General features: G+C 75.0%; 20 protein-coding genes. 4 read left to right on the top strand and 16 right to left on the bottom strand.

All coding sequences use genetic code 11. The features are described 5' to 3' along the window. Positions 1-9 precede the first annotated feature (9 nt). Positions 10-738, bottom strand: a complete 729-nt coding sequence (locus ACR80Q_RS03785) for an MIP/aquaporin family protein (protein WP_435376437.1) — start codon at positions 736-738, stop codon at positions 10-12. Positions 739-986: 248 nt separating this feature from the next. Between ACR80Q_RS03785 and ACR80Q_RS03780 the strand changes: the two genes are divergently transcribed. Further along, on the top strand, positions 987-1745 hold the full coding sequence (locus tag ACR80Q_RS03780) for an IclR family transcriptional regulator (protein ID WP_435376216.1): 759 nt from the start codon (positions 987-989) through the stop codon (positions 1743-1745). Positions 1746-1747: 2 nt separating this feature from the next. After that, positions 1748-3328: a glycerol kinase GlpK gene (gene glpK / locus ACR80Q_RS03775; RefSeq protein ID WP_435376436.1), complete on the top strand. Its 1581-nt coding sequence runs from the start codon at positions 1748-1750 to the stop codon at positions 3326-3328. Between the two features lie 15 nt (positions 3329-3343). Here glpK and ACR80Q_RS03770 read toward each other — a convergent pair whose 3' ends face one another. The 7 genes from ACR80Q_RS03770 to ACR80Q_RS03740 form a co-directional block, all read right to left on the bottom strand. Continuing rightward, positions 3344-4465 carry a GuaB3 family IMP dehydrogenase-related protein gene (locus ACR80Q_RS03770; protein ID WP_435376215.1) on the bottom strand — a complete coding sequence of 374 codons (1122 nt, stop codon included), beginning with the start codon at positions 4463-4465 and terminating at the stop codon, positions 3344-3346. A gap of 61 nt (positions 4466-4526) precedes the next feature. After that, positions 4527-5741 carry a formaldehyde dehydrogenase, glutathione-independent gene (gene fdhA / locus ACR80Q_RS03765; RefSeq protein ID WP_435376214.1) on the bottom strand — a complete coding sequence of 405 codons (1215 nt, stop codon included), beginning with the start codon at positions 5739-5741 and terminating at the stop codon, positions 4527-4529. 134 nt (positions 5742-5875) lie between these two features. Continuing rightward, entirely contained in the window at positions 5876-7393 is a 1518-nt protein-coding gene (gene guaB / locus ACR80Q_RS03760) for an IMP dehydrogenase (RefSeq protein WP_435376213.1), read from the bottom strand. Positions 7394-7445: 52 nt separating this feature from the next. After that, positions 7446-8819, bottom strand: coding sequence for an anti-sigma-D factor RsdA (locus tag ACR80Q_RS03755; protein WP_435376212.1), 1374 nt, complete (start codon positions 8817-8819; stop codon positions 7446-7448). Positions 8820-8905: 86 nt separating this feature from the next. Further along, positions 8906-9514: an RNA polymerase sigma factor ShbA gene (gene shbA, locus ACR80Q_RS03750; RefSeq protein ID WP_435376211.1), complete on the bottom strand. Its 609-nt coding sequence runs from the start codon at positions 9512-9514 to the stop codon at positions 8906-8908. 154 nt (positions 9515-9668) lie between these two features. Further along, the gene (locus ACR80Q_RS03745) at positions 9669-10277 is read right to left on the bottom strand and encodes a response regulator transcription factor (RefSeq protein WP_435376210.1); all 609 of its coding nucleotides are present in this window, start codon (positions 10275-10277) and stop codon (positions 9669-9671) included. A 105-nt stretch (positions 10278-10382) separates the two neighbouring features. After that, entirely contained in the window at positions 10383-11546 is a 1164-nt protein-coding gene (locus ACR80Q_RS03740) for a MerR family transcriptional regulator (RefSeq protein ID WP_435376209.1), read from the bottom strand. 265 nt (positions 11547-11811) lie between these two features. Here ACR80Q_RS03740 and ACR80Q_RS03735 point away from each other — a divergent pair, with 265 nt between their 5' ends. Beyond that, a complete protein-coding gene (locus tag ACR80Q_RS03735; RefSeq protein WP_435376208.1) occupies positions 11812-12108 on the top strand; it encodes a WhiB family transcriptional regulator in 297 nt (98 codons plus the stop codon). 160 nt (positions 12109-12268) lie between these two features. On the opposite strand, the gene groL is transcribed toward ACR80Q_RS03735, so the two are convergent. After that, positions 12269-13891, bottom strand: coding sequence for a chaperonin GroEL (gene groL, locus ACR80Q_RS03730; protein ID WP_435376207.1), 1623 nt, complete (start codon positions 13889-13891; stop codon positions 12269-12271). Positions 13892-14092: 201 nt separating this feature from the next. Then, complete coding sequence (gene groES / locus ACR80Q_RS03725; protein WP_336920765.1) at positions 14093-14392, bottom strand: co-chaperone GroES; 300 nt, start codon at positions 14390-14392, stop codon at positions 14093-14095. A 228-nt stretch (positions 14393-14620) separates the two neighbouring features. Between groES and ACR80Q_RS03720 the strand changes: the two genes are divergently transcribed. Beyond that, positions 14621-15892 (top strand): THUMP-like domain-containing protein, encoded by a 1272-nt coding sequence (locus ACR80Q_RS03720; RefSeq protein ID WP_435376206.1) that lies wholly within the window; start codon positions 14621-14623, stop codon positions 15890-15892. A 290-nt stretch (positions 15893-16182) separates the two neighbouring features. On the opposite strand, the gene tsaD is transcribed toward ACR80Q_RS03720, so the two are convergent. From tsaD to alr, 6 genes are read right to left on the bottom strand one after another with little or no spacing between them, the layout of a single operon-like run. Beyond that, the gene (gene tsaD / locus ACR80Q_RS03715) at positions 16183-17271 is read right to left on the bottom strand and encodes a tRNA (adenosine(37)-N6)-threonylcarbamoyltransferase complex transferase subunit TsaD (RefSeq protein ID WP_435376205.1); all 1089 of its coding nucleotides are present in this window, start codon (positions 17269-17271) and stop codon (positions 16183-16185) included. After that, positions 17268-17843, bottom strand: coding sequence for a GNAT family N-acetyltransferase (locus ACR80Q_RS03710; protein ID WP_435376204.1), 576 nt, complete (start codon positions 17841-17843; stop codon positions 17268-17270). The genes tsaD and ACR80Q_RS03710 overlap by 4 nt, the downstream gene beginning before the upstream one ends. Beyond that, positions 17840-18553: a tRNA (adenosine(37)-N6)-threonylcarbamoyltransferase complex dimerization subunit type 1 TsaB gene (tsaB, locus tag ACR80Q_RS03705; protein ID WP_435376203.1), complete on the bottom strand. Its 714-nt coding sequence runs from the start codon at positions 18551-18553 to the stop codon at positions 17840-17842. The genes ACR80Q_RS03710 and tsaB overlap by 4 nt, the downstream gene beginning before the upstream one ends. Continuing rightward, the gene (tsaE, locus tag ACR80Q_RS03700; RefSeq protein ID WP_435376202.1) at positions 18547-19131 is read right to left on the bottom strand and encodes a tRNA (adenosine(37)-N6)-threonylcarbamoyltransferase complex ATPase subunit type 1 TsaE; all 585 of its coding nucleotides are present in this window, start codon (positions 19129-19131) and stop codon (positions 18547-18549) included. The genes tsaB and tsaE overlap by 7 nt, the downstream gene beginning before the upstream one ends. After that, on the bottom strand, positions 19124-20368 hold the full coding sequence (locus tag ACR80Q_RS03695) for an alpha/beta fold hydrolase (RefSeq protein ID WP_435376201.1): 1245 nt from the start codon (positions 20366-20368) through the stop codon (positions 19124-19126). The genes tsaE and ACR80Q_RS03695 overlap by 8 nt, the downstream gene beginning before the upstream one ends. Beyond that, on the bottom strand, positions 20362-21666 hold the full coding sequence (gene alr, locus ACR80Q_RS03690; protein ID WP_435376200.1) for an alanine racemase: 1305 nt from the start codon (positions 21664-21666) through the stop codon (positions 20362-20364). Before alr ends, ACR80Q_RS03695 begins: the two co-directional genes overlap by 7 nt.

Genomic DNA, 21666 nt, shown 5'->3' with positions numbered 1-21666 from the left:
CCGCCCGGGTCAGGCATAGGCGGCTGCCGCGAGCCCGGCGAGGGTGCCGCCGATCAGAGGTCCTACGACCGGCACCCAGGCGTACCCCCAGTCGCTGGGGCCCTTGCCCTTCATCGGCAGCAGGGCGTGCGCGATCCGCGGCCCCAGGTCGCGGGCGGGGTTGATGGCGTACCCGGTCGGCCCGCCCAGCGACGCGCCGATCCCGACCACCAGCAGCGCGACCGCGAGCGGGCCGAGCTCCGAGGGGGTGTTGCCGAACTGGATGATGATGAACACCAGGACGAAGGTGCCGATGACCTCGGTCACGACGTTCCAGACCGGCGTCCTCGTCTCCGGCGCGGTCGAGAAGACCGCGAGCTGCAGGCCCGGGTCGTCGGTCGCGTCGAACTGCTTGCGGTAGGCGAGCCAGCAGAGGACCGCACCGAGGAAGGCGCCGAGCAGCTGGCCGGCGAAGTAGACGAGGGTCGACGCGACGCTGACCTCCACCCCCGGGGCGTACTCCTCGACGCCGTTGGCGAGCAGGCCCACCGTGACGGCGGGGTTGATGTGCGCGCCGGACTGGAAGGCGGCGTAGACCGCGGCGAAGACCGCGAGGCCCCAGCCGAAGTTGACCATCAAGAAGCCACCGCTGGCCCCCTTCGTGCGGGCCAGGACCGCGTTGGCCACCACCCCGCAGCCCAGGAGGAGCAGGAACGCGGTCCCGACCACCTCCGAGACGAAGACGGTGCCTAGTGAGATCTCCATCGAAGCTCCTTCGCTCCAGGCACCGCCACCGTCGGCGGTGCGGGTCCGGGCGCCTCGCGGCGCCCCTCCCGGTCGACCGTAGGCAGGGTGCCCCGACGGGACAACGTCCGTCGTTCGGCATCGCCGACCTCGGTCCGGTCGGCATCGTCGACCCCGGGGCGGTCGGCCATGGCGACCCGGCGCACCCGCTCGAGGCGCCCGGCCCCCTGTCGGACGGGCCGGTCGGGCCCTAGCCTGCGGACGTGTCGGGGACGATCCAGTCGATCGAGAGGGCCGCTGCAGCGCTGCGGCTGCTCTCCGCCGGGTCGCGCGGCCTGACCCTGCTGGAGGTCTCCGCGGCGCTCGGGCTGGCCAAGGGGACGACGCACGGCATCCTCCGCACGCTCGTGGACATCGGGTTCGTGGGCCAGGACCCGGCGACGGGCCGCTACGACGTCGGGGACCGGCTGGCCAGCCTCGGCACCGCCACGCTCGACGCCCACACCGTGCGCTCGGTGGCGCTGAACTGGGCGGACACGCTGGCCGCGCGGGCCGGCGAGCAGGTGCTGCTGGGCGTGCTCCGCGGGCCCCAGGTGGAGGTCGTGCACCACGTGTTCCGCCCTGACGACTCCGAGCAGCAGATGCGCACCGGTGCCATGCTGCCGGCGCACGCCAGCGCGATGGGCAAGGCCCTGCTGGCCTACCACCCGGCGGCCCAGGCCCAGGTCCTCGCCGGGCACCAGGTGCTCCACACCCACCGGACGGTCACCGACCCTCAGGTGGTGCTCCAGCACCTGGCGGCCGTTCGCCGCGACGGCAGCGCCACCGAGGTCGAGGAGCTGGTGCTCGGCCAGGCCTCGGTCGCGGCCCCGGTCCGGGGGCGCGGCGGGCTCGTCGTGGCGGCCGTCGAGGTGTCCGGTGACGTCGAGCGGCTGTGCGACGGCCGCGGCCAGGTCCGGACGCGCTTCGTCACCCAGGTCCGGACCGTCGCCCGCGCGATGTCCAAGGAGTTCGCCGCGTGAGCGTGCCCGAGCGGTACGTCGCGGCGATCGACCAGGGCACGACGTCGACACGGTGCATCCTGTTCGACTCCGCGGGCCGCCTGGCCTCGGTGGCCCAGCGCGAGCACCGGCAGGTCTTCCCCAGGCCCGGCTGGGTGGAGCACGACGCCGCCGAGATCTGGCGCAACGTCGAGCGCGTGGTCCCGGAGGCGCTGGCCGCGGTCGGTGCCGCCACCGAGCAGGTGGTCGCGCTGGGGATCGCGAACCAGCGGGAGACCACCGTCCTGTGGGACCGGCGCACGGGTGTGCCCGTGGCCAACGCCGTCGTGTGGCAGGACATGCGCACCCAGCAGGTGATCGAGCGGCTGGCCGGCGACGTCGGGGTCGACCGGTTCGTCGACGTCTGCGGCCTGCCGCTGCTCACCTACTTCTCCGGGCCGAAGATCACCTGGTTGCTGGAGGAGGTGCCGGGCCTGCGGGCCCGGGCCGAGGCCGGCGAGCTGCTGTTCGGGACGATGGACAGCTGGCTGGTCTGGAACCTGACGGGCGGACCGGACGGCGGTCTGCACATCACCGACGTCACCAACGCGAGCCGCACGATGCTCATGGACCTGCGGGCCCTGACCTGGTCGTCGGACGTCTGCGCGGCGATGGGCGTGCCCATGTCGTTGCTGCCGCAGATCCGGTCGTCCAGCGAGGTGTACGGCGAGGCCACGACCCTGCTGCCCGGGGTGAGGATCGCCGGCGCGATGGGCGACCAGCAGGCGGCGCTGTTCGGCCAGACCTGCTTCTCCCCCGGCGAGGCCAAGTGCACCTACGGCACGGGCAGCTTCGTCCTGCTCCACACCGGCCCCGAGGTCGCGCCGAGCAGCCACGGGATGCTGCCGACGGTCGCCTACCGCCTGGGTGAGGAACCGGTGCAGTACGCCCTGGAGGGGGCGATCGCCGTGACCGGGTCGTTGGTGCAGTGGTTCCGCGACAACCTCGGCCTGATCGGCACCGCGCCGGAGATCGAGACCCTGGCCCTGACGGTGTCCGACGCCGGGGGCTGCTTCATCGTGCCGGCCTTCTCGGGGCTCTTCGCACCGCACTGGCGCCCGGAGGCGCGCGGCATGGTGGTGGGCCTCACGTCCTACATCACCAAGGGCCACCTGGCCCGGGCGGTGCTGGAGGCCACCGCCTGGCAGACCCGTGACGTGGTCGACGCCATGGACGCCGACTCCGGCGTGGCGCTCACCTCGCTCAAGGTGGACGGCGGGATGACGAGCAACAACCTGCTCATGCAGACCATCGCCGACGTGCTCGGGGTGCCCGTGGTCCGGCCGATGGTGAGCGAGACGGTGTCGCTGGGCGCGGCCTACGCGGCCGGGCTCGCCGTCGGCTACTGGCCGGACCTGCAGGGGCTGCGGCGCAACTGGCACCGGGCCGGGCAGTGGCTCCCCGCGCCGGGCTCCGACCGGCGCAACGAGGACTACGAGGAGTGGTGCCGCGCCGTCGAGCACACGTGGACACCGACGCGCCCCCGGGCGCAGCCCCGACCCGCGGCCGAGGCCGCGCTGGCGGCCGGGCGGTCCCGGGGCGGGGCGGCACGTCGCCGGACGTAGCGCCCCGCCGGCTGCTCAGCCGGGGCGGTAGGGAGAGACGACCATCTCGATGCGCTGGAACTCCTTGACGTCCAGGTAGCCGGTGGTCGCCATGGACCGCCGCAGGGCGCCGAACAGGTTGCTGGTGCCGTCGGCGCTGCGGCCCGGGCCCAGGAGGATCTCCTCCAGCGGGGCCACCGTGCCCACGTGCACCCGTTCGCCGCGCGGCAGGACGGGGTGGTGCGCCTCCGGGCCCCAGTGCCAGCCGCGGCCGGGCGCCTCCTCCGCCCGGGCGAGGGCGGTGCCGAGCATGACGGCGTCGGCCCCGCAGGCCACGGCGTTGACGATCGCACCGCTGCGACCGAGGCCACCGTCGGCGATGACGTGCACGTAGCGGCCGCCGGACTCGTCCATGTAGTCGCGTCGCGCGGCGGCCACGTCGGCGATCGCGGTGGCCATCGGCGCGTGGATGCCGACGGTCAGCCGGGTCGTGTGCGCGGCACCGCCGCCGAAGCCGACGAGCACCCCGGCCGCGCCGGTGCGCATCAGGTGCAGCGCGGCGGTGTAGGTGGCGGCCCCGCCGACGATGACGGGCACGTCCAGCTCGTAGATGAAGCGCTTGAGGTTGAGCGGCTCGCTGCGGGCCGACACGTGCTCCGCCGAGACGGTCGTGCCGCGGATGACGAACAGGTCGACGCCGGCCGACGCGACGGTCTGCCACAGCTCCTGGGTGCGCTGCGGGCTCAGGGCCCCGGCGACGGTCACCCCGGCGGCCCGCACCTCGGCGATCCGGGCGGCGACGAGGTCGGCCCGCACGGGGGCGGAGTAGATCTCCTGCATCCGGGCCGTGGCGGTGTCGGCGTCCAGCTCGGCGATCTCCGCCAGCAGCGGCTCGGGGTCCTCGTAGCGGGTCCACAGGCCCTCGAGGTCCAGGACGCCCAGACCGCCGAGGCGGCCCACCTCCACCGCGGTCGCGGGGCTCATCACCGAGTCCATCGGCGCGGCCAGCAGCGGCAGCTCGAAGCGGTAGGCGTCGATCTGCCACGCGGTCGACACGTCCTCGGGGTCACGGGTGCGCCGCGAGGGCACGATGGCGACGTCGTCCAGCGAGTACGCGCGACGACCGTGCTTGGCCCGTCCGATCTCCAGCTCGTTCACCCGTCGACCCTAGCCGGGAGCCGGGCCCGGGGCGCACCCCGCGCCGGCTCCCGGCCCCGGGTCAGGCCACCACGCCGTGCGGGTCGATGACGTACTTCTTGGCGGCGCCGGAGTCGAAGTCGGCGTACCCGGCGGGCGCCTCCTCCAGCGGGATGACCGTCGCGTTGACGGCCTTGGCGATCTGCACCTTGTCGGCCAGGATCGCCTTCATCAGGCCCCGGTTGTACCGCATCACCGGGCACTGCCCCGTCGTGAACGACAGCGACTTGGCCCAGCCGGTGCCCAGGCTGATCGACAGGGCCCCCACCTTGGCGGCCTCGTCGATCCCGCCCGGGTCACCGGTGACGTACAGCCCGGGGATGCCGATCGCCCCGCCGGCCGTGGTGACGTCCATCAGCGAGTTCAGCACCGTCGCCGGTGCCTCCTTGCCCGCGTCGGCGCCGTGGCCGCGCGCCTCGAACCCGACCGCGTCGACGGCGGCGTCGACCTCGGGGACGCCGAGGACCTGCTCGATCTGGTCCTGCGGCGAGCCCTTGGACACGTCGACGGTCTCGCAGCCGATGCTGCGGGCCTGCGCGAGGCGGGACTCGACCAGGTCGGCCACGATGACGACGGACGCGCCCAGCAGCTGCGCGCCGACCGCGGCGGCGATGCCGACCGGGCCGGCCCCGGCGACGTAGACCGTGGAGCCCGGCTTGACCCCCGCGGTGACGGCGCCGTGGAAGCCCGTCGGGAAGATGTCCGACAGCATGGTCAGGTCCGTGATCTTGGCCAGGGCCTGGTCCCGGTCGGGGAACCGCAGCAGGTTCCAGTCGGCGTAGGGCACCATCACGTACTCGGCCTGGCCACCGACCCAGCCGCCCATGTCGACGTAGCCGTAGGCCGCGCCGGGACGCGCCGGGTTGACGTTGAGGCAGATCCCGGTCTTGCCCTCCTTGCAGTTGCGGCACCGACCGCACGCGATGTTGAACGGCACCGAGCACAGGTCGCCCTGCTTGATGAACTCCACGTCCCGGCCGACCTCGATGACCTCGCCGGTGATCTCGTGCCCCAGCACCAGGTTCTCCGGAGCGGTGGTGCGGCCCCGGACCATGTGCTGGTCGCTGCCGCAGATGTTGGTCGTCACGACCTTCAGGATCACGCCGTGCTCGCACTTGCGGCCGACGTTGGCCGGGTTCACCCCGGGCCCGTCCTGCAGCTCGAGCTTCGGGTAGGGGATGTCCTGGACCTCGACCTTGCCGGGTCCGACGTACGCCACTGCCTTGTTGGACGCCACGCTGCGCCTCCTCGCTCGGGGGACGGCGGCGTCGCCCGTGCGACCACGTCGCCGATGCGCTCCTGCGCACGTGTCCACCCTGGACCCGGGGGGACGGATCGGACAACCAGGACGGGCGCGTCCTGGTCGTCCGATCACCGCACGGTGTAGTTGGGCGCCTCGTTGGTCATCCGGATGTCGTGGGGGTGGGACTCCTTGAGCCCCGCCGACGTGATCCGCACGAACCGGCCGCCGGCCTTGAGCATGGGGACGTCGTCGGCGCCGACGTAGAACATGGACTGCCGGAGCCCCCCGACCAGCTGGTGGGCCACCGCGGCCAGGGGCCCGCGGTAGGGCACCTGGCCCTCGACGCCCTCGGGGACGAACTCGTCGTCGGCGACGACGTCGTTCTGGAAGTACCGGTCCTTGGAGAACGAGCGGGTCCCGGCGCGGGTCTGCTGCGCCCCCAGGCTGCCCATCCCCCGGTAGGACTTGTACTGCTTGCCGTTGACGAAGACCAGCTCGCCCGGGCTCTCCTCGCAGCCGGCCAGCAACGACCCCAGCATCACGGTGTCCGCGCCGGCCACCAGGGCCTTGGCGATGTCACCGGAGTACTGCAGCCCGCCGTCGCCGATGACCGGGACCCCGGCGGGCGCGCACGCCTTGGCGGCCTCGTGGATGGCGGTGACCTGGGGGACGCCGACGCCGGCCACGACGCGGGTGGTGCAGATGGACCCCGGCCCGACGCCGACCTTGACGCCGTCGACCCCGGCGTCGACCAGGGCCTGGGCGGCGGCCCGGGTCGCGACGTTGCCGCCGACGACGTCGACGTGGGCGACGGCCGGCTCGGCCTTGAGCCGGGCGATCATCTCCAGGACGGCCTTGCTGTGACCGTGCGCCATGTCGACGACCAGCAGGTCCACCCCGGCCTCGACCAGCAGCAGGGCACGCTTCCACGCGTCCTCGAAGATGCCGATGGCCGCGGCCACCCGCAGCCGGCCGACGTCGTCCTTGGTCGCCAGCGGGTACTTCTCGCGCTTGGTGAAGTCCTTGACGGTGATCAGCCCGCGCAACCGGCCGGAGTCGTCGACCAGGGGCAGCTTCTCGATCTTGTGCGCGGCCAGCAGCTCCATCGCCTGCTCGGGCGAGGTCCCCACCGGGGCGGTGACCAGGGGCATCCGGGTCATCACCTCCTCGACCGAGCGGCTCGGGTCGGACTCGAACCGGAGGTCGCGGTTGGTGACGATGCCCAGCAGCACACCCGCCTCGTCGACCACGGGCAGGCCGCTCACCCGGTAGCGCCCGCACAGCTCGTCCACCTCGCGCAGCGTGGCGGTCGGGCTGGTCGTCACGGGATGGCTGACCATCCCCGCCTCGGAGCGCTTGACCAGGTCGACCTGCTGCGCCTGGTCCTCGGCCGACAGGTTGCGGTGCAGCACCCCCAGGCCGCCCTGGCGCGCCATCGCGATGGCCATCCGCGACTCGGTGACGGTGTCCATGGCGCTGGACAGCAGCGGCACCTCGACGCTGATGCGCTTGGACACCCGGGACCGCGTGCTGGTCCCGCTGGGGACGACGTCGCTCTCCCCCGGCAGCAGCAGCACGTCGTCGTACGTCAGGCCGACGGTGGCGAAGGGATCGTGCAGGACGGGCTCGGACCGCTCGGTGACCACGGGTCGATGGTAGGCGCTCGGCCGCACCCGCCCGGCGACGGTCCTCCTCGGCTCAGGGCTGCGAGCGCGAGCGGCCGGGCGCCGCGGGACGCTCCGAGGCGGGGCCCCGGGCCCCCGGGGCGGAGCGGTTGCCGGGGGCCGGGTCGGCACCGACCGGCTCCGTCCTGGCCGCGTCGGCCCCGGCGGTCGGGGGCCTGCCTGCGTCCGCGCCGGGACCACGGCCCTGGCCCCGGTCGTCGTCGCGCCCCGCCCGCGGGGCCTGCGTGGTCCCCTGCCCACCACCGGGGGGCGCTCCCGGCCCGGCACCGGGTGCCCCGTTGCCGGGAGCAGCCGGACGTCGGGTCGGGGTGCTGCGCGGGGGGTCCGGCGTGGTCCTGGTCGGGGCGGCGGTCGGGCTCGGGGCCGGGGCCGTCGTCGGGGCCGTGGTCGGGGTCGGGGTCGGGGTCGCGGTCGGGCGGCCGGGGGCCGTGCTGCGCGGCGCGGCCGGGGTGGTCGGCGTCGGGGTGGTGCTCGGCCGTGCGGGTGGGGTCGTCGCAGGGCCGCGGTCCGGCCTGTCCCGTTCCACCCCCAGGCCCGGTCCCTGGCCGATCTCGGGCCCCGCACCACCGGACCCGTTGCCCTGATCGTTGCCCTGCCCGTTGCCCGGCCCGGCGCCCTGCCCGTTGCCCTGCCCGTTGCCCGGCCCGTTGCCCGGCCCGTTGCCCGGCCCGGCGCCGGCGGCACCCGGTCCCTGGGGAAGCGCCCCCTGCTCGCCCAACCGGGCGCGACCGATCTCGCCGCGGGCGGCGCCGGGGACGAGTGCGTCGCCGACCCCGGGTACCACTCCCACGAGGGCGGGCACGGGCTGACCGCGGCGCACGGCCTCCTCCGCGGACCGCAGGCCTCGCTCGGTGTGGCCGATCGCGGTCTCCCACAGCACGCGCTGGTCCTCGGGCAGCGCTTCCACCATCGCCCGGGCCTGCTCCAGCAGGACGCGGGCCCCGTCGACGTCACCCGCCTCCGCAGCCAGCATCGACGCCACGAGGGTCGCCTCGACCGACTGGACCGACTCGGCCACCGTCGAGGCGCCCGGACCGACCTGCGCGGTGTCCTGCAGACCGACCCCGACGGCGAGCACGGCGATCACGGCGGCCGCCGACGCCGACAGGACCCGCCACTGCAGGCGACCCGAGGCCCTGGCCCGCGCGGGCACCGGGCTGGGGGCCGAGGGCCCGACGAGGTCGGCCGCGGCGGCCGCGGCGGCCGCGGCGGCCCCCGCCTCCCCGTCGGTCGCGGTGGCGCGGCTGTGCAGCGCGACGGCCACCTCCTCGTCGATGGCCCTGACCCAGCCGGCGAGGACTGCGGGCAGCGGGTCCGCCCCGTCGGCCGTCGTCCCGACCGACACCCGGTCGGCGAGGGCGTCCAGCAGGAGGTCGGTACGGTGCACCGCTTCCAGGGACCGGTCGCCGGACCGGTCCGCGTCGCCGGACCCCTGAGCGGTGCTCGCCCCGACCGACCGGAGCGGGCCGTGCGTCACAGGTCCGCCTCCGTCCCGAGCAGCGCCCTCAGCCGGGCCAGGGCGCGGTGCTGCGCCACCCGGACCGCCCCCGGGCTCATGCCGAGCGCCGCGGCCGTCTCCTCGGTCGACATGCCGACGGCCACGCGCAGCACGAGCACCTCACGCTGCTGACCGGGCAGCTGCTCCATCAGCCGCGTCACGCGGTCGGCCTCGGTGAGGACGACGGCGCTGCGCTCCGGGCTGTCGGCCAGGGCCTGGCTCGCGGAGTCGGGGACCTGGTCGGTGGACTGCTCGCGCCCCAGGGCGGCCCGCTGCGCGTCGGCCACCTTGTACCCGGCCACCCGGAAGACGAACGCCTCGAAGGGCCGTCCGGTGTCGACGTAGGTGGGCAGGGCCGTCAGCACCGCGACACACACCTCCTGAGCGACGTCGTCGGCGGCCTGGTCGGCGCCGGGGTAGCCACGCAACCTCGCCCTGCAGTACCGGTGCACCCGCTGGCGGACTCCGGTGATGAGGGTCTCGATCGCGTCGGACTCCCCCGCCACGGCGCGGACGACCAGCTGGGACCACAGGCCCTGCCCGGCGCCCTCGACCGGCTGGTCATGGGACTCCAGACCGGACATCGCGCGAACCCCGCCCGCCGTTACAGGACCGGCCGCGAGGGCCGGGCCGTGTGAGCACCACCGGGACGACCCGACATGTCGGCTCCCCTCCGTCGGTCCCGACCCGGGCAGGTGGGCCCTCGGAGCCTACCTCCGTCGCGGCCGGGCGCCCGTGCTACCGGACCAGACCCATCCGGAAGCCGGTCGCGACGGCCTGCGCGCGGTCGGCGGCCTCGAGCTTGCGGAACAGCCGTCTCGCGTGGGTCTTGATGGTGTCCTCGGACAGGAACAGCTCGCGCCCGATGGCGGCGTTGCTGCAGCCGCGGGACATGCCGTCCAGGACCTGGACCTCGCGCTCCGTGAGCTGGACGGTGCTCCCCCCGCGGCCACGCGACTGCGACGGCAGCTGACGACGGGCAGCCTCGCTCAGCGCGGCGGCGAGGGCGATGGACAGCTCCTCGGGGCTGGCGTCCTTGACGACGTACCCGCGGGCCCCGGCCGCCACGGCCCGGGCCAGCCCGTCGGCGTCCTCGGCCATGGTGGTCATCAGGACGTTGGCCTCCGGGTGGCGCGTGAGCAGCCGCTTGGCGGTCTCGACCCCCCCGATGCCCGGCATCCTGACGTCCAGCAGCACGACGCTCGGCCGCTCGACCGGCCAGCGGGACAACGCCTCCTCGCCGGACGCGGCACCGACCACACGGGTGATCCCGGGCAGGCCCGCGACCGCACGGCGGAGCTGCTCTCGCACGATCGGCGTGTCGTCGACTACCAGGACGGTGGCCACCAGGGAACTCCTCATCCGCACCCGGCCGGGTGCTCCGAGTCACCTATCGGCAGGCATGCTCCCGGGGTTGAGCCGGCAGGGTGCCCCGGTCGGGCGAACGGCGGCCTACACGCCCACGGCGGAGGCGATGCGTGCGGTGGCACCACCGAGGTCGTCGACCCGCTCCGCCCCGGGAGGGGTGTCGACCCCGCTCCAGCCGGGCCCGCCCAGCAGGATCAACGGGCTGGGGCGCAGCCGCGGCAGCCCGTCCAGCTGCTCGGGGTCGGCGACCCGCAGGTGGGCGTACACGAAGACCACGGCCGGACCGCTCCGGCGGATGGCGGCGGCCAGGGCGGTGCGCGGGACCCGGACCCCCAGCAGCCGAGAGGAGACACCCTGCTCGGCCAGGGCGGCGGTGAGCACGTGCAGCGGCAGGCCGTGCTGCTCCTGCTCGGCCGCGGCCAGCAGCACCGGACGGCTGTTGACGGGGTGGCGCAGCCCGGCCGACACGGTGCGGAGGCTGGACAGGATGCTCTCGCTCAGGACGTGCTCGACCTCGACACCGGTGCCGGTGGTGCGCCAGCGCTCACCCACGGCCACCAGGACGGGTGCGATCAGGTGGTCCCAGGTGGACACCGTGCCGTGACGCTCGACGTGCTGGCGGACCAGCCGCATGCACTCGTGGGAGTCCAGCGCCATGGCCGCCCGGGCCAGCCCCCGGGCCGCCGGCGTGCCGTCCGGCAGCGACACGACCTGACCACCGCCCGCACGCGAGGCACGACGGACGCGCCCGGCGTCGTGCAGGTCCACCTCGTCCAACCCGTCCGGCTCGTCGCCCAGCCCGGCCGCCAGCTCCTCCGCGACGGCCTGCGCCACGCGGACGTCCACGCGGTCCTCACCGTCGGGGCGGGTCTCGCGGGCGGTCGCCGCGTCGGTCCCGGCCGTGACGGAGGCCGGCCCGCCCACGGGGACCGGACGCGCGGCGAGCGTGGTCACCGAGGCGAGGCCGGCGTCCTCCCGCACGTCGCTGACGCGGGCGATCCTCGCGGCCTCCGACGGCGGCACCCCCTCCAGGGTCAGCCGCCGCATCACCATGAGCCGGGCGACGTCGACCCCGGAGTAGCGACGGTGGGAGCCGGCGGTGTGCTCGGAGGGCCCCAGGCCGTACCGCCGGTCCCAGGTGCGCAGCGTCGCGGGGGCGACCCCCAGACGGCGGGCCACGGCGGCCACGGTGAGCATGGGTCGAGGGACCGCCCCGTCACCACCACGACCCACCGTCACCTCGACCATGAGGCGATTGTGGCCACCGCAGCCGTTGATCGCACACGCAGATCGCGCCAGAGCCGCCCAGATGCCCGAAAACACCCGGATGTCCGGGGCGGATCGGCGGTTGAAGTCGTGCCCAACCGGGTAGTAACCGAGTCAGAACAACTTCACGAAGCGTCTTGAACAATCCGTGAAGCGGTTCTAAGTTGGTCAGGTACGAGCGAATGACACCGGAGTCGACCCGATCCGGCCCGTCGGCCGCCACGGACGTTCGACGCAGGAGGAACCCATGGCCGAGATCTCGAGACTCCCCGGACCCATCGCCGAGGTGTGGGAGTGGCAGATGGACGGCGCCTGCCGCGGGGAGGAGACGACGCTCTTCTTCCACCCGGAGGGCGAACGTGGCCCGGCCCGCCGCAACCGTGACGCCGCGGCGGTGGCCATCTGCCAGGCCTGCCCCGTGATGGTGCAGTGCCGGGCGCACGCCCTGGCCGTCCGCGAGCCCTACGGCGTGTGGGGCGGCATGACCGAGGACGAGCGCGAGGCCGCCTACTCCCGCGGCCGCAAGCTGGCCGCCGTCAGCTGAGACGGCCCCGCCGCACCCCAGGCACCTGAGCACCGCGCAGACGGACCTCCTGCCCGTCGCCCGGTCGCCCGGTCCCGCAGACGCAGAAGGCCCCCACCAGGACATCGGTGGGGGCCTTCTGCGTCGCCGCGCGGGACAGGCCCGCGCGGCTCAGGTCAGGTCAGTGCGAGTGGCCGTGACCGTGGCCGCCGTGACCGGCGTCCTCGGACTGCTCGGGCTTCTCGACGACCAGCGCCTCGGTGGTGAGCACCATCGCGGCGATGCTGGCGGCGTTGCGCAGAGCGGCCTTGGTGACCTTGACCGGGTCGACGATGCCGCCCGCGATCAGGTCGCCGTACTCGCCGGTGGCCGCGTCCAGACCCTGGCCCGGGGGCAGGGAGGCGACCTTGTCGACGACGACCGAGCCCTCGTGGCCCGCGTTGGCGGCGATCCACCACAGCGGACGGCTGACGGCGCGACGCACGATCGCGACGCCGACGGCCTCGTCACCGGTGCGACCGAGGTCGCCCTCGAGCGCGGTGCGGGCGTGGACGAGGGCCGAGCCGCCGCCGGCGACGATGCCCTCCTCGATCGCGGCGCGGGTCGCCGACACCGCGTCCTCGACGCGGTGCTTGCGCTCCTTGACCTCGACCTCGGTGTGGCCACCGACCTCGATGACGACGACGCCGCCGGACAGCTTGGCGAGGCGCTCCTGGAGCTTCTCGCGGTCCCAGTCGGAGTCGGTCCGCTCGATCTCGGCCTTGATCTGGCCGATGCGGGCGGAGACCTCGGCGTGGTCCGCGCCACCGTCGACGACGGTGGTCTCGTCCTTGGTGACGACGATGCGACGGGCCGAGCCGAGGACCTCGAGGCCGACCTGCTCCAGGTCGAGCCCGACGTCGGCGGTCACGACCTGCGCGCCGGTCAGCACGGCCATGTCCTGCAGCATCGCCTTGCGGCGGTCACCGAAGCCCGGCGCCTTGACGGCGACGGCGGTGAAGGTGCCGCGGATCTTGTTGACGACCAGCGTGGACAGCGCCTCGCCCTCGATGTCGTCGGCGACGACGAACAGGGGCTTGGAGGTCTGCAGGACCTTCTCCATCAGCGGCAGGAGCTGCTTGACGGTGGAGATCTTGCCGCCGACCAGCAGCACGTGGGCGTCGGTGAGGACGGCCTCCATGCGCTCGGTGTCGGTGACCATGTACGGGCTCAGGTAGCCCTTGTCGAACTGCATGCCCTCGGTGAAGTTGAGGCTGACACCGGTGGTGGAGCCCTCCTCGACCGTGATGACGCCGTCGCGGCCGACCTTGTCGAAGGCCTCGGCGAGGGTCTCGCCGACCGACGGGTCCTGCGCGGACACGGTGGCGACGTGGGCGACCGATGCGGAGTCGGTGACCTCGACGGCGATGTCGTCCAGACGCGCCTCGAGGGCGGCCACCGCGGCGTCCATGCCCCGCTTGAGGCCACCGGGCGAGGCGCCCGCGGCGACGTTGCGCAGGCCCTCGTGGACCATGGCCTGGGCCAGCACGGTGGCGGTGGTGGTGCCGTCACCGGCGACGTCGTTCGTCTTGGTGGCGGCCTCCTTGGCGAGCTGGGCGCCGAGGTTCTCGTAGCGGTCCTCGAGCTCGATCTCACGGGCGATGGTGACGCCGTCGTTGGTGATGACGGGCGGGCCGAAGGACTTGGCGAGGACGACGTTGCGGCCCTTGGGGCCGAGGGTCACCTTGACGGCGTCGGCGAGGGCGTCGACACCACGCTCGAGCGACTTCCTCGCGGACTCGTCGAAGGACAGCTGCTTGGACATGAGACTCCTGTGATGGCACTGGGGTTTCGGGAACGTGTCGGGCGCCGCGGAGCAGAGCCCGTGGTGGCGGGTGCCGGGACCGGTTGGGGTCCGGCTCCTCGCAGGTGGAGCGGGTGGGTCCAGCGACGGACGCCGCCCGCGGCCAGTGGCCGGGGCGGCGTCGTCAGCGTCGCTGGGTCACGACCGTGAGGTCGTGTCAGCTCACTTCTCGATGACGGCGAGGACGTCGCGGGCGGAGAGGATCAGGTACTCCTCGCCGCCGTACTTGACCTCGGTGCCGCCGTACTTGCTGTACAGCACGGTGTCGCCGACCTGGACGTCGAGCGGGATGCGCTTCTCGCCGTCCTCGTCGAAACGACCCGGGCCGACCGCCAGGACCTTGCCCTCCTGGGGCTTCTCCTTGGCGGTGTCGGGGATGACCAGCCCGGAGGCGGTCGTCTGCTCGGCCTCGAGCGTCTGGACGACGATCCGGTCCTCGAGCGGCTTGATGGAGACAGCCACGTAATGCCTCTCTTTCGCGACTTGCCGATCGACCGATCGGTCGACCGAAACGGTCTGGGTCCGCCGTGGACGGGACGTCGTCGCGGGTGCCGACCCGTCGTCAGGCGATTGGCACCCGATGCCGTCGAGTGCCAGAAAGGACACTAGCCAGCGCTTAGCACTCGGTCAACCTGAGTGCCAGAAGACGGCCCGTCCCGGCCGTCGCCGGATCGCTGGCAGGATCGGGTCATGACCGCCCAGGAGGACGTGGCCCCGCTGCTGCGGCCCGAGGGCTGGGCGCTGCTGGAGGCGCTGCCGCCCTACGACGCCACCGCGGCGCTGGCCCTGGGCAGCCGCCTGCGGGAGGCCGGCACCGCGCCGGAGGTCGTGGCCGCCGCGCTCACGCAGTCGCGGCTGCGTCAGGCGGCACGGTCCAAGGTCGGCGCGTTCGCCGACGGCATGCTCTTCACCACCGACGGGCTCGAGCAGGCCACCCGGCTTCCCGTGGCCGCGCGGCACGCCGACCGGCTGCGGCGCGCCGGGGCCACCCGCGTGGTCGACCTGGGCTGCGGCATCGGGGTGGACGCCATGGCCATGGCCGGCATGGACCTGGCCGTCGACGCCGTCGAGCGGGACGAGACCACGGCGGCCGTGGCCACCGTCAACCTGCGCCACTTCGAGCGCGCCCACGTCCACCTGGCCGACGTCTCCGACTTCCCCGACGCCCTGCCGGTGGCCCGGCCCGGCACGCCCGGCGGGGTGGACGCCGCCTGGGTCGACCCGGCCCGTCGCCGCGACGGTCGCCGGTTGTTCGACCCCGAGCAGTGGTCACCGCCGCTGTCGTGGGTGCTGGCCCTGCCGCAGACCGGGGTGGGGGCGGTGGGCGCCAAGGTGGCTCCGGGCGTCGAGCGCGACCTGGTCGACCCCGACGGCCCGGCGGCCGGCTGGACGGCGGCCTGGACGTCGGTGGACGGCGACGTGGTGGAGGCCGTGCTCTGGTGGGGCGCCGCCGCCACCGTCGGGGTCAGGCGCTCCGCGACGGTGCTGCGCAGCGTGGGCGGCGGAGCGGGTGACGAGGCGTCGGTCCAGGTCCAGGACGCGGGCACCCTGAGCGACGCCGGTCTGACCGTGGCGCCGGTGGGTGAGGTCGGCTCGGTGCTGCACGAGCCGGACGGCGCCGTCATCCGGGCCGGGCTGGTCGCCCACGTGGCCGCCGAGGTGGGCGGGCGCCTGATCGACCCGATGATCGCCTACGTCACGGCCGACGAGTACGTGCCGACGGTCTTCGCCCGCTCCTACGCCGTGCGCGCCGTGCTGCCCTGGGGGTTGAAGCGGTTGCGGGCGTACCTGCGCGAGCACGGCGTCGGCCGGGTGACGGTCAAGCGCCGCGGCAGCCCCGTCGACCCCGAAGAGCTCCGTCGCGCGCTACGCCTGGACGGGGACGGCGAGGCGACCGTGGTGCTGACCCGGCGCGGGGACGAGCGGATCGTGCTGGTCGTCGACCCGCTGCCCGGCGTCTGAACCGGCCGCCACCCGCCCGCTCGCCACGCCACCCGCCACGCCACCCGCTCGTCCGCGCCACCCGGCCACCCGGCCACCCGGCCACCCGGCCACCCGCGCCACCCGCGCCACCCGCGCCACGCCACCCGGCGCCGCCCGGTGTACCGACCAGCGACGCGACACGCGGGCTCGTCGGTCGAGACCCGGCCTGAGCCGCTCGCGTGTCGCTGGTCGGTACGCCCCACCGGGCCGCCCCGACGGGGCGCAGCGCGCCGGGCGCCGACCGCTCCCCCGGGTGCGCCCCGAGCGGTTCAGCCCTGGACGCTGGTGACCGGCAGGGCGGGGTCGGTCCCGAGGTCGAGCGAGGACGGCTCGCGGCCCGCGGCGACCAGCAGGCTGCCGAGGGCGGCGACCATCGCGCCGTTGTCGGTGCACAGCCCGGGGCGCGGGACCCGCAGCTGCAGCCCGGCCGCCTCGGCCCGCTGCTGGACCATGGCACGCAGCCGGCTGTTGGCCGACACGCCACCGCCGAGCAGCAGGTGCTGGACCCCTTCGCTGCGGCAGGCAGCCACGGCCTTGGCGCTGAGCACGTCGACGACCGCCTCCTGGAACGACGCGGCGACGTCGGCGACCGGGACGTCGCGGCCGGCGTCGCGCTCGCGCTCCACCCACCGGGCCACGGAGGTCTTGAGCCCCGAGAACGAGAAGTCGTAGCGGTGGTCGGTGCCGTCCCGGGCCACCGCCCCGGCGCCGGTGAGACCGCGCGGGAACCGGATCGCCGCCGGGTCCCCGTCGCGGGCCACCCGGTCGACGTGGGGCCCGCCCGGGAACGGCAGGCCGAGCAGCCGGGCGACCTTGTCGAACGCCTCCCCCGCCGCGTCGTCCAGCGTCGCGCCGAGCACGTCGACGTCCGCGGTCACGTCGTCCACGCGCAGCAGGCTGGAGTGCCCCCCGGAGACCAGCAGCGCGATCGCGGGCTCCGGCAGCGGCCCGTGCTCGAGGGTGTCGACGGCCACGTGGGCGGCCAGGTGGTTGACGCCGTACAACGGGCGACCCAGCCCGAGCGCGAGGGCCTTGGCGGCGGCCACCCCGACGACCAGCGCCCCGGCCAGCCCCGGACCGCTGGTGACCGCGACCGCGTCCACGTCCTGCAGCCGCACGCCCGCGAGCTCGCAGGCGCGGTCCAGGGTGGGCAGCATGGCCTCCAGGTGGGCGCGGCTGGCCACCTCGGGCACCACCCCGCCGAAGCGGGCGTGCTCGTCGACGCTGCTGGCCAGGGCGTCGGCCAGCAGCGTGTGCCCCACCACGAGCCCGACGCCGGTCTCGTCGCAGGACGTCTCGATGCCGAGGACCAGCGGGCCGTCCGGACGGGGGCGCCCGTCCCGCGAGGACCCGGTCACAGGTCCACCTGCATGAGCACGGCCGCGGTCCGGGGTCCGCCCGGGGTGCTCGGCGCGTAGTAGCCGGGTCGTCGTCCCTGGGGCCGGAACCCGGCGGAGGTGTACAGCGCGAGCGCGGCCCGGTTGTCCTCCCGCACCTCCAGGCCGAGGCGCCTCGCCCCGGCCTCCCGGGCCTGCGAGCGCGCGAGGTCGACCAGGAGCCGGCCGAGACCCAGGCCGCGTCGCGCGGGGTCGACGGCGAGGGTCTGCACGTCGGCGTCGGGGCCGTGCGTGACGACCCCCACGTAGCCGGCCAGCGCGGCCGTGTCGGGGTCCCCCGCGGCGTCCTCGGCGGGGCGCAGGACGACGTAGCGCCGGCTGCGCCCCTCGGCGAGCTCGGACAGGAACATCTCACGGGTCCAGGCGTCCGGTCCGAAGGCGGGCACCTCGACCGCCATCACGTCGTCCAGGTCCCACCAGCGCAGCCGCTGCGTCGACACCCGTGCCCCCGGCCCCGTCGGGACCGCATCGACCGGGTCCGTGCCGACCGGGTCCGTGCCGACCGGGTCCGCGTCGACCGTCCGGCCGCTCACCCGCTCACCCGCTTGGGGGCGCCCGGTTCCTGCACGTCGGGGCGGCGCAGGTACATCGGGTCCGGGGGCAGCGGCTGCAGGCCCTCGCCGACGATGCTGTCCCGCGCCAGGGCCGCGACCCAGGCCGCCGGCGGGTCCAGGGGCAGCACGCTGCCGTCGGTCCCGGTGAGCAGGACCTGGGCGAACGACCCGACCAGCGCGTCCGCGTGCAGCCGGGCCCCACGTCCCAGCACCGGGACGCCGGCCGCGACGGCAGCCCGGGCGCACTCCGCGGGGCTGGTGACCTGGGGCTCGCCGAGGCGGCGCCCGCCGCGGTAGCGCGCCCAGTAGACCTCCGAGCGCCGGGCGTCGGTGGCGACGACGGCCGACACGGGCCCGCCGGCGGCGACCGCGGCCGCGTGCAAGGCGTCGAGGCTGCAGACGCCGTGCACGGGGACCCCGACGACGTGGGCCAGCGCGCGGGCGGTGACCAGACCGGCCCGCAGACCGGTGAACGGCCCCGGGCCCACCCCGGCCGCGACCGCGGTCAGGTCGGCGGGGGTGACGCCCGCCTCGGCGAGCACCGCCTGGATGGTCGGGGCCAGCAGCTCGGCGGGCCGGTTGCCCTCGGGGACGTCCCGCGCGGCCCGGGGACGGCCGGGGTCGTCGTCGGCGCCCAGCAGGGCGACGGACACCGTCGAGGTCGAGGTGTCGAGGGCGAGGATCAGCACGGTGCCTCCTGGTCGGTGGTGACCGCTGCCGCGAGCGAGTCGAGCGTGGCGTGGTCCAGGCCCGGGTGCTCCCCCACCAGCCGCACCTGCACGGCCCGCGGCTCGTCCAGCGACGCGTCGTCGGCGACGTCGTGCGGACCGGGCTCGCCGGGGTCGGGGGCACCGTCGCGGTCGATGGCGACCTCCACGCGCCGGGGGCTGAGCCGCTCGGCCAGGCCCTCGCCCCACTCCACGACCACGACGGAACGCGCCAGGTCGGAGTCCAGGTCCAGGTCGTCCAGCTCCGGTGCCCCGGCCAACCGGTAGGCGTCGACGTGGACCAGGTGCGGACCGTCGGGGCGAGGACCGGACGGGTCGGGCCGCTGCTCCCGGGCCAGGACGAACGTCGGTGACGTGACGGGTGACGTCACGCCCAGGCCCAGCGCGAGGCCCTGGACGAACGTGGTCTTGCCCGCCCCGAGGGACCCGCTGAGGACCACGACGTCCCCGCCGTCCAGGCGGGCGCCCAGGGCCCGCCCGAGGGCGCGGGTCGCGGCCGCGGAGACGCAGAGGACGTGCACGGCGGTCCCGTCAGGCACCGCGCTCGACCTCCTGCCGCCCCGACCTGCGGCCCACCGCCCGGCCGTCGACGGACCCTGTCCCGGTGGGCCTGCTGCCCCCGGGGCCGCTGTCCCGGGCCACCAGGCGGTGCACGGCCTCGGCCGCGCGCCCGCGTCGGCGACGGGAGGGCCGCGACTCCGACTGCACGACCCGCATGGCGCGCGACACCAGGTCGAGCAGGTGGCCGGTCACCACGTCGGGGTGCTCGAGCATGACCAGGTGCCCGGCGTGACGGACCACGACGTGCTCGGAGTGCGGCAGCGCCCGCACGATGGCCTCGCTGTGCCGCGGCGGCGTCATCCGGTCGCTGTCGCCCACCAGCACGAGCGTCTCCAGCCCGTCCAGGACCTGCAGCGCCTCGAGCTCGTCGTGCTCGGTGAACCCGGGCAGGAAGTCCGACACGACGTCCAGGCTGGTGTCGGAGATGATCTTGGCGACGAAGTGGGTGAGCTCCGACGGCACGGGCGAGGCGAACGACCAGCGTCGGACGATCAGCCGCTCGACGTCGGCGACCATCCGTCGCCCGCGGACGACGAGCTGGGGCTGACGCGCCAGGAGGGCGAGCAGGTTCGGCGCCACGCGCGTCACCGCGCCCCCGCCGGGCAGCCCGAAGTCCAGCGTGGCCAGCTCACCGGCGCTGGTCGCGACCAGGCCGACACCGAAGATCCGGCTGCCGAACAGCTCGGGCCGCTGGCTCGCGAGGCTCATCACCGTCATGCCGCCCATGGAGTGGCCCACCAGCACGACCGGGCCGTCGGGCACGTACGCGGCCAGCACCGCGTCGAGGTCACGACCCAGCACCGGGATCCGTGCGGTGCCGGCCGGACCGGACTCCGAGCGACCGTGACCGCGCTGGTCGTAGGTGACCACGCGGTAGCGCCCGCGCAGCGCGAGGCGCTGGAAGTGCCAGGACTGGCTGCTGAGGCCGTAGCCGTGGACCAGGACGACGGTCAGGGGCGCCTCGTCCTCCTCACCGCGGGGGCACGGCTCGTCCACCTCGACGTGGAGCCGGGCGCCGTCGTCGGTGACGAGCTCGTGCTGCTCCCCGTGGACCGTGCCCAGCAGCGCCAGGCCCTCGCGGTCGAAGACCGCCTCGGCGTGACGGCGGCGCGACCGGACCCGGTCCGCCGTGATGCCCGCGGCCACACCCGCCCCGGCGGCCGCCAGCCCCGCACCGAGCCCGATGAGGCGCCAGGGCGCCGGGGCGCTCACCACGACCGGCCCCCGTCCGGACCCTCGTCCAGCAGCGTCGGCTCGACCTCCGGCAGCAGCGGCTGCCCCGTGCCCACCCAGCGCCGCGGCAGCCGGGCGCCCAGACGGGCCACGACCTCGTAGGAGATGGTCCCCGCGGCCACGGCCCAGTCCTCGGCCGTCGGCTCGCCCAGCGCACCGCTGCCGACAACCACGACCTCGTCCCCGACCTGGTCGGTCGCACCCGGCCCCAGGTCCACGACGGCCTGGTCCATGCAGATCCGGCCCACCACCGGGACGCGACGGCCGTGCCGGCCACCGACCCACATCTCGGCCGAGCCCGTGGCCGAGCGCGGCAGCCCGTCGGCGTAGCCGAGCGGGACGAGCCCGAGGACGGTGTCCTGCCCGGCCGTCCAGACGTGACCGTAGGAGACGCCCTCGCCGGCCGTCACGGGTTTGGTCAGCACCAGCCGGGAGCGCAGGCTCAGCGCGGGCCGCAGGCCGAGCTCGTCCGGTCCGGCGATGTCCGGCACCGGGGACAGGCCGAACACGGCCAGCCCCGGGCGCACCAGGTCCAGGTGCAGGTCGGGGCGGGTCAGGGTCGCGGCGGAGTTGGCCAGGTGGCGCCAGGTGGGGCGCAGACCCGCCGCGCGGACCACGTCGACGGCCTCGGCGAACAGCCTCCCCTGGTGGTCGACCGTGGCGTGGCGCGGGGAGTCCGCCCAGGCCAGGTGGCTGAAGACGCCCCCCACGGTGACCAGGCCCGCCTGCTCGGCGTCCGCCAGGGCCCGCGCGAGGACGGGCAGGTCGGCCATCGGGACACCGTTGCGCAGCAGTCCGGTGTCGACCTTGATGTGCACGTCGGCCACCTGACCGCTGGCCCGGGCGGCGTCCAGGACGACGTCCAGCTGGCCCAGGTGCGACAGCCCGAGGGTGACCTGGCGGCGCAGCGCGGCCGCCACGGGCGCAGGTTCCACCGACAGCAACCAGGCCAGCAGCGGTGCGTCCACCCCTGCGTCGCGCAGCCGCACGGCCTCGTCGAGCTGTGCGACCCCGAGCCACGACGCGCCACCGGCGAGCGCGGCGCGGGCGGCCTGGACCAGGCCGTGGCCGTACGCGTCGGCCTTGACCACCGCCATCAGCGGCCGGCCGGTCCGCCGGACCATCGAGGCGACGTTGGACGCGATCGCGTCCAGGTCCACCACGACATGACCGGTGCCGACGTCGGTGCCGCGGGTCTCGACGGCGCCGTCGGGCTCCGTCGCCGGGTCCGCGGGCAGGGCGCCGCCCGGCCCGGGCGTGGCTGTCGATGGCGCTGTCAC

Source organism: Aquipuribacter aurantiacus, from assembly GCF_051216895.1.
Taxonomy (GTDB): Bacteria; Actinomycetota; Actinomycetes; order Actinomycetales; family JBBAYJ01; genus Aquipuribacter.
This window is presented reverse-complemented; position numbering and strand designations above follow the sequence as displayed.